Below are 7,220 nucleotides of genomic sequence, written 5' to 3'. Positions count from 1 at the left end.
ATCGCGACGGGACGTGGTTCAGGATCGGCCCGCGAGGGGGGATCGCGGGGGTCGAACTCCTGGACCCTGAAAGGTTGTTCCCAGGGCCCTGGCAATTGAAGCGGCGTTAGACCGCCATGTTTGCGCGGTCTTTCGCCACCCGGCGTACGCGGTCGGGCCCCCGTACGCCCCTACTGTCACGCCGCCGCGTCGAACCCGGTGTCCCGGGCGAGCTTCTTCAGCTCCAGCAGCGCGTGCTTCTCGATCTGGCGGATGCGTTCGCGCGTCAGGCCGTGCTCCTTGCCGACCTCGGTCAGCGTGCGCTCGCGGCCGTCGTCGATGCCGTACCGCATCTTGATGATGGACGCGGTGCGCTGGTCGAGGCGGCCGATCAGGTCGTCCAGTTCCTCGCTGCGCAGCAGCGTCAGTACGGACTGCTCCGGGGAGACCGCGGAGGTGTCCTCCAGCAGGTCACCGAACTGGGTCTCGCCCTCGTCGTCCACCGACATGTTCAGCGACACCGGGTCGCGGGCCCAGTCGAGGACGTCCGTGACCCGCTCCGGCGTGGAGCCCAGCTCGGCCGCGATCTCGGCGGGCTCGGGGTCCCGGCCGTGCTCACGGTTGAACTCGCGCTGCACGCGCCGGATCCGGCCGAGCTCCTCCACCAGGTGGACGGGGAGCCGGATGGTGCGGGACTGGTCGGCTATCGAGCGCGTGATGGCCTGGCGGATCCACCAGGTGGCGTACGTCGAGAACTTGAAGCCCTTGCGGTAGTCGAACTTCTCGACGGCACGCACCAGGCCGGCGTTGCCCTCCTGGATCAGGTCCAGCAGGGGCAGGCCGCTGCGCGGGTAGCGACGGGCCACCGCGACGACCAGGCGGAGGTTGGAGCGGATGAAGATGTCCTTGGCCCGCTCTCCCTCGGCGACCAACGCCTCCAGTTCCTCGCGGGAGGCGTCCGCCTGGGACTCCTCGTATCCGTCGAGGACCTGCCGCGCGAAGACACCCGCCTCGATGATCTGGCTGAGCTCGACCTCCTTGGCGGCGTCGAGCAGCGGTGTACGCGCGATCTCGTCGAGATACATGCCGACCAGGTCGCGATCGGCGATCTCGCCGCCGTGGGCGCGAACACTGCTTGCCGCGTCGGCCGTCTCGCCGGTGGCGGACTTACGACGGGCGACGGCACGGGTTGCCATGCGTGCTCCCTTGCGATGGTGGGCTGGCGGGTGGTCCTTGGTTGCCCGGCACTCTCCTCGGGTGCCCTGCATCCGATGGAAACAACGACTGGAATCAGGACAGAATTCCCAACCTGCCCCTCTATTTTTCTGATCATGCAGTACCCTGTCCGGCCACACGCGCCGGAGTGATGCTGCGGGTACCCAGAGAGACGCAGGTCAGACCGGGAGCAGAGGGAGGTTTCACCGTCCCCGCACCCCCCGTCACCGCTCCTCATGAGACCCCCGTCACATCGGATTCCGCACTATCAGGCCGACAGAGCCTGGGAATGCCCGGCAGAGCGTCTTCATCGACCGCTCTCCCACCCTTGAAGACGGACGGGATCCCTTGAAAGTTGCCGGACATGGCCGGTTCACACGGAACTCTCATCCACTGGACAGGTCGGCCCCCCGGGGACTGCTCCAGCCGAGCTCCAGCCGAGCTCCAGCCGAGCCTCAGCCGAACTGCACCGACCGCTTCGCCAGCCCCATCCAGAACCCGTCGATCACGGACCGCTGCGCGTCCAGCTCGCCGCCCGCCTCGGCCGCGCCCATGGTCACGAACAGCGGCGCGAAATGTTCGGTGCGGGGATGGGCGTACCGTCCGGCCGGGGACTTGCGGAGGAAGTCCAGCAGCGCGTCCCAGTCGCGGTTCTCCAGGGCCCGGCGGCCCCAGTCGTCGAACTCGGCCGACCAGGTGGGGATGCCGCCCTGGCGCAGCGCGGCCAGGTTGTGGGTGAAGAAGCCGGAGCCGACGATCAGTACGCCCTCGTCGCGCAGCGGCGCCAGCTTGCGGCCGATCTCCATCAGCCGGACCGGGTCGAGGGTCGGCATGGAGATCTGCAGCACGGGGATGTCGGCGTCCGGGAACATCTCCACGAGCGGGACGTACGCGCCGTGGTCGAGTCCGCGGCCGGGGATGTCCTGCACGGGGGTGCCGGGGGCGCGCAGCAGTTTCCGTACGGAGGCGGCCAGCCCGGGGGCGCCGGGGGCGTCGTAGCGCACCTGGTAGTAGTGCTCGGGGAAGCCCCAGAAGTCGTAGACGAGCGGGACGGTCTCGACGGCACCGAGGGCGAGCGGGGCCTCCTCCCAGTGGGCGGAGACGACCAGGATCGCCTTCGGGCGGGGCAGGGAGGCGGACCAGGCGGCGAGTTCGCCGGGCCAGACGGGGTCGTCGGCGAGGGGCGGAGCGCCGTGGCTGAGGTAGAGCGCGGGCATGCGTTCCTGGGCTGCGGCGGTCATGGCGGCGGCTCCTCCGGCGAAGTTACTTGAATACTAAACCTGTACGCCAGAGTAGGCCCGTTCGCTTCAAATTTCAAGCATCTAGTTGAATCTTCATGCACTCACATGGAACGCCCGCCTCCGCCACCACTTTCCGATATCTCGTTTAAGTTTCAATGAGCCGTAGAGTGGAGCCATGAACACGGCACCGGTACCCGCATCAGCCGAGGAGCCCCGCTGGCTCACCGATGAGGAGCAGCGCGTGTGGCGCTCCTACGTACAGGCGACGACCCTCCTTGAGGACCACCTGGACCGTCAGCTCCAGCGGGACGCGGGCATGCCGCACATCTACTACGGGCTGCTGGTCAAGCTCGCCGAGTCCCCGCAGCGGCGCCTGCGGATGACCGAGCTGGCGATGTACGCGAAGATCACCCGGTCCCGGCTCTCCCACGCCATCGCCCGGCTGGAGAAGAACGGCTGGGTGCGCCGCGAGGACTGCCCCTCCGACAAGCGCGGCCAGTTCGCGGTGTTGACCGACGAGGGCCTGGAGGTACTGCAGCGGACCGCGCCGGGCCATGTGGCCGCCGTACGCGCCGCCGTGTTCGACCGGCTCACTCCGGAGCAGCAGAACTCCCTCGGCGAGATCATGCGGATCGTCGCCGAGGGGCTGGAGCCGGACGAGGCGGGGGCGGACCTGCCCTGGCTGAGGTAGCACCCGGGGTCCGGTCCTGAACATGGATCTGCCCCGGCCCCGCCGAGCCGCTCACTCAGCGAATGCCGGGGCAGATCCCGGGGTCGTACGTACAGGGCGTCCCCTTCCCCGTACGTACGGGTCCGTCCCGAAGAGGGGCCGGTGCGTCAGTGGGCGACGACCGGTACCGCCAGTTCCTCCTCGGCTCCGTCCTCGGACGAGGCCACCGGGGTGCTGCCCGGCCTGCCGGCGTTGACGAAGGTGAAGGCGATCAGCGCGGCGGCGGCCAGGATGCCGACGGCCGCCCAGATCGCGGTGGTGTAGCCGTTGACCATGCCCTCAAGCTGGACCAGCTGCTGCTGGGACCGGCTCGTGGCACCGCCGATGTGGTCGGCGACGTAGGAGGTGGTGGCCGAGGCGGCGATGGTGTTCAGCAGCGCCGTACCGATCGCGCCGCCCACCTGCTGCGAGGTGTTGACCATCGCGGAGGCGACACCGGAGTCCTGCGGCTTGACGCCCAGGGTGGCCAGGGACATGGCCGGCATGAACGCCGTACCCATGCCGAGGCCGAGCAGCAGCATCGCCGGCAGCAGCAGGGCCGCGTAGGAGGAGTCGACCTCCAGCTGGGTCAGCAGCAGCATGCCGACCGCGGCGACCAGGAAGCCGGGACCCATCAGCAGCCGCGGGGCGACCCGGGTCATCAGGCGGGTGCCGATCTGGGTCGAGCCCGTGATCATGCCGACGATCATCGGCAGGAACGCGAACCCGGTCTTCACCGGCGAGTAGCCCTGGACGACCTGGAGGTAGTAGGTCAGGAACAGGAACAGACCGAACATGCCGATGATGGCGAGACCCAGCGAGAGGTAGATCCCGCCGCGGTTGCGGTCGGTGATCACGCGCAGCGGCAGCAGCGGGGCCTTGACCTTGGACTCGGTGACGACGAACGCGAGCAGCAGCACGGCGGAGGCGACGAACATGCCGACCGTCACGCTGTCGCCCCAGCCCTCGGACTCGGCGCGGGTGAAGCCGTAGACCAGCGCGACCAGGCCCAGGGTGGAGAGCAGGACGCCGGGGATGTCGAGCGGGTTGCGGTTGCGGGCCCCAGCGGGCTCACGGATGACGAACCAGGCGCCGGCCGCGGCGATCACGGCGAACGGGATGTTCACGAAGAACGTCCAGCGCCAGTCCAGGTACTCGGTGAGGAAACCGCCGAGGATCAGACCGACGGCACCGCCGGCACCGGCGATGGCGCCGTAGATGCCGAACGCCTTGGCACGCTCCTTGGCGTCCGTGAACATCACGGCGAGCAGGGACAGCGCGGCGGGCGCGAGCAGGGCGCCGAAGGCACCCTGGAGGGCGCGGGCGCCGAACATCATCGCCTCGTTGGTGGCGGCGCCGCCGAGCGCGGAGGCCACGGCGAAACCGCCGAGACCGACGACGAAGGCGCGCTTGCGTCCCCACAGGTCGGCGAAACGGCCGCCGAAGAGCAGCAGACCACCGAAGGCGAGGGCGTAGGCCGTGACGACCCACTGCCGGTTGCCGTCGGAGATACCGAGGTCCTGCTGGGCGGAGGGCAGCGCGATATTCACGATGGTGGCGTCGAGGACCACCATCAGCTGGGCGAGCGCGATGAAGACGAGCGCTTTCCAGCGGTTGGCATCAGGCTCTGCGGCGCGGGCGGATGGAGCCTTGGCGGCTGTTTCAGACATGGGGGTACCCACTTCGGGACTTCGTGACGGAAAAATGTACGTAAAGATGTGCGAATCGGAATGCGGTAATCGCCCGCTACGACAGGGGCGGCACGACTTGCTGGGGACTCAGGCTTGGCGGAGGTCCTCCAAGGTCACGGGCGTGCCCGGCAGTTCGGAGCGGGCCGGGGCCCGCAGTCCGTCCAGGAACAGCTGAAGATGACGGTGGACGAAGCGGTCGGCGCTGAGACAGTCGGCACCGGCCGGGGGCCGGCTGAGCTGCGCACAGGCGATCATCAGGTCGCCGACACCGACGTCCGTACGGAGCTGTCCGGCCTCCTTGGCCCGCTCCATCACCACCGCGATCATCCCCTCGGTCCGCTCACGGGCGGCCTCCAGATCGGGGTGGTTCTGGTCGAAGGTGCTGGAGATCATCGGGCACAGGGCACTGATCCGCTCGTCGGCGGCGGTGTGCACAAAGCGCTCCAGCGCCTCGAAGGCGTCGTCGTTCTCGGCCAGCGCGGCCTCGGCGGCGGCCACCGTGCGGTCCAGGACGGTGCAGACGACCTCGCGTACGAGGGCGTCGCGGTCCGGGAAGTTCCGGTACACCGTGGCGTTGCCGACGCCGGCCCGGCGGGCGATCTCGTCGAGCGGCACGTCCGGGCCGTGCTCGACGAACATGTCGCGGGCGGCGGTGACGATCCGCTCCCGGTTGCGCAGGGCATCGGCGCGGGGCCGGGTCACCTTGCGCTGCACGGGGAGGGCGGTCTGCACGGTGGGCTCCTTCGGTGGCTGCTTGCTCTGGACTACTGGCTTTGAGTGCCGGGGGCTCTGGGGGCGATTGCCTGTGCGGGCGATCGCCTTGTGGGCTTGTGACGCGATCCGGGGAAGCAGTCCCCGTTTCACGCGAACACTGGTCTAAACGGGGAGGGGTCCCCGGTTATTTCCCGCCATCGAAGAAGTTTCCTGTGACCTGAGTCACACACCTCCGGGGTGCCACGTTCGGGCTCATCCAGCGCGCGCCCGCGCCCCCTCCGACCGAGGGTGATCGCAAGGGTGCAGCCGGACCGGCGGCTGCCGCGGACGAAGGGCCCCTGCATGCAGCCGTCCACCCGTCGGATACGCCCCCGCCGCGCCGCCGCCCTCGCCTCCGTCACCGCGCTGACCCTCGCGGTCAGCACCTCGGCGGGCTCCGGGCACCTCTCGGCGCGGGGTACGACGGCGAAGGCGGGCCCGACCTCGGTGGCCCGCACCGCGGCACTGGGCCCCTGCATGATCACCGGCGGCCCGTCGGTGCAGATGTCGGAGGGCGTACCGACGACCGGCGGCTACTCCCGCTCCACGGGCGCCGTCCGCGCCCTCACCCTGATGATCGACTTCTCCGACGCCCGCGGCCAGGGCCGGGCCCAGGACCGCTTCCGGGAGTTCTTCCCGCAGACCCAGGAATGGTTCCGCACCAGTTCCTACGGCCGCCTCGACTACCGCACGGAAACCCCGGTCCCCGGCTGGCTGCGCATGCCGAAGCCGTTCGAGGAGTACGGCATAGAACGCGGCGCCCCCTTCGACCCCGGCTACCGCGAACTCGTCCAGGACATCGTCGCCGCGGCCGACCCGAAGGTGGACTTCCGCCGCTACGACTTCCTGAACGTCCTGGTGACCCCCAACGCCGGCCCCTCCGCCCTGGACACGGTCCTGTCCGTCACCTTCGCCGGCAACACCGAGGCCCCGGTGGCCGACGGCGTCCCCGTCGCCAACGCCTCCTTCGTCTACTCCCGCCAGGACGACGGCTCCGGCACCTACGACCGCACCGGCTACCGCGTCCTCCCGCACGAGAACGGCCACGTCTTCGGCCTGCCCGACCTCTACACCCAGGAGGGCGGGGGCGCGGTGGGCCACTGGGACATCATGAGCGAGGACTGGGGCGCCAACAACGACCTGCTCGCCTGGCACAAGTGGAAGCTCGGCTGGCTGGACCCCTCCCAGATCCACTGCGCGACGCGGTCCGGCACGACGGAGTTCGTCCTGACCCCGCTGGCCCGCCGCGGCGGCACCAAACTGGTCTTCGTCCCCCTGGACGGCCGTACCGGCTACGCCCTGGAACTGCGCACCCGCGAGGGCAACGACGAGGCGGTCTGCCGCCCGGGCGTACTGATCTACCGCGTCGACGCCGACGTCGACACCGGCCAGGGCCCGGTCCGCGTCTACGACAGCCTCCGCGACAGCGGCGGCTGCACCCGCAGCCCGAACGTCCACGCGGAACTCTCCGACGCCCCCTTCACCCCCGGGGAGTCCTTCCGGGACCCGCACCGGGGGATCAGCATCAGCGTGGGGGCGGAACTGTCGGGGGACCATGTGGTGCGGGTGACGCGGGGGTAGGGGTGACGGGGGGTAGGGGTAATGGGGGGTCGGCGGGGGCGGGGGGCGGGC

General features: G+C 69.8%; 6 protein-coding genes. 2 read left to right on the top strand and 4 right to left on the bottom strand.

The window, feature by feature from the left end:
- Positions 1-176: 176 nt before the first annotated feature.
- Both GA0115233_RS39205 and GA0115233_RS39200 read right to left on the bottom strand, forming a co-directional pair.
- Positions 177-1,175 carry a sigma-70 family RNA polymerase sigma factor gene (locus tag GA0115233_RS39205; RefSeq protein ID WP_093725482.1) on the bottom strand — a complete coding sequence of 333 codons (999 nt, stop codon included), beginning with the start codon at positions 1,173-1,175 and terminating at the stop codon, positions 177-179.
- A gap of 474 nt (positions 1,176-1,649) precedes the next feature.
- The gene (locus GA0115233_RS39200) at positions 1,650-2,435 is read right to left on the bottom strand and encodes a dioxygenase family protein (protein ID WP_093725480.1); all 786 of its coding nucleotides are present in this window, start codon (positions 2,433-2,435) and stop codon (positions 1,650-1,652) included.
- A 175-nt stretch (positions 2,436-2,610) separates the two neighbouring features.
- On the opposite strand from GA0115233_RS39200, the gene GA0115233_RS39195 reads away from it, so the two are divergent.
- The gene (locus GA0115233_RS39195) at positions 2,611-3,126 is read left to right on the top strand and encodes a MarR family winged helix-turn-helix transcriptional regulator (RefSeq protein ID WP_093725478.1); all 516 of its coding nucleotides are present in this window, start codon (positions 2,611-2,613) and stop codon (positions 3,124-3,126) included.
- A gap of 146 nt (positions 3,127-3,272) precedes the next feature.
- Here GA0115233_RS39195 and GA0115233_RS39190 read toward each other — a convergent pair whose 3' ends face one another.
- Together GA0115233_RS39190 and GA0115233_RS39185 are read right to left on the bottom strand one after the other, a co-directional pair.
- The gene (locus GA0115233_RS39190) at positions 3,273-4,814 is read right to left on the bottom strand and encodes an MFS transporter (protein ID WP_093725476.1); all 1,542 of its coding nucleotides are present in this window, start codon (positions 4,812-4,814) and stop codon (positions 3,273-3,275) included.
- 108 nt (positions 4,815-4,922) lie between these two features.
- Entirely contained in the window at positions 4,923-5,567 is a 645-nt protein-coding gene (locus tag GA0115233_RS39185) for a TetR/AcrR family transcriptional regulator (protein WP_093725474.1), read from the bottom strand.
- A 324-nt stretch (positions 5,568-5,891) separates the two neighbouring features.
- Here GA0115233_RS39185 and GA0115233_RS39180 point away from each other — a divergent pair, with 324 nt between their 5' ends.
- Positions 5,892-7,169: a M6 family metalloprotease domain-containing protein gene (locus GA0115233_RS39180; RefSeq protein WP_093725472.1), complete on the top strand. Its 1,278-nt coding sequence runs from the start codon at positions 5,892-5,894 to the stop codon at positions 7,167-7,169.
- The last annotated feature ends 51 nt before the right edge of the window (positions 7,170-7,220 follow it).

Origin of the sequence: Streptomyces sp. DI166 (genome assembly GCF_900091315.1) — a bacterium.
GTDB classification, from domain to species: Bacteria; Actinomycetota; Actinomycetes; order Streptomycetales; family Streptomycetaceae; genus Streptomyces; species Streptomyces fuscus.
The sequence above is the reverse complement of the archived record's forward strand: the minus strand, read 5'-3'. Positions and strand labels throughout refer to the sequence as shown.

Excerpts from the sequence above, each read along its gene's own strand:
- GA0115233_RS39205 (WP_093725482.1), bottom strand. The coding sequence starts at position 1,175 with ATGGCAACCCGTGCCGTCGCCCGTCGTAAGTCCGCCACCGGCGAGACG.
- GA0115233_RS39200 (WP_093725480.1), bottom strand. The coding sequence starts at position 2,435 with ATGACCGCCGCAGCCCAGGAACGCATGCCCGCGCTCTACCTCAGCCAC.
- GA0115233_RS39195 (WP_093725478.1), top strand. The coding sequence starts at position 2,611 with ATGAACACGGCACCGGTACCCGCATCAGCCGAGGAGCCCCGCTGGCTC.
- GA0115233_RS39190 (WP_093725476.1), bottom strand. The coding sequence starts at position 4,814 with ATGTCTGAAACAGCCGCCAAGGCTCCATCCGCCCGCGCCGCAGAGCCT.
- GA0115233_RS39180 (WP_093725472.1), top strand. The coding sequence starts at position 5,892 with ATGCAGCCGTCCACCCGTCGGATACGCCCCCGCCGCGCCGCCGCCCTC.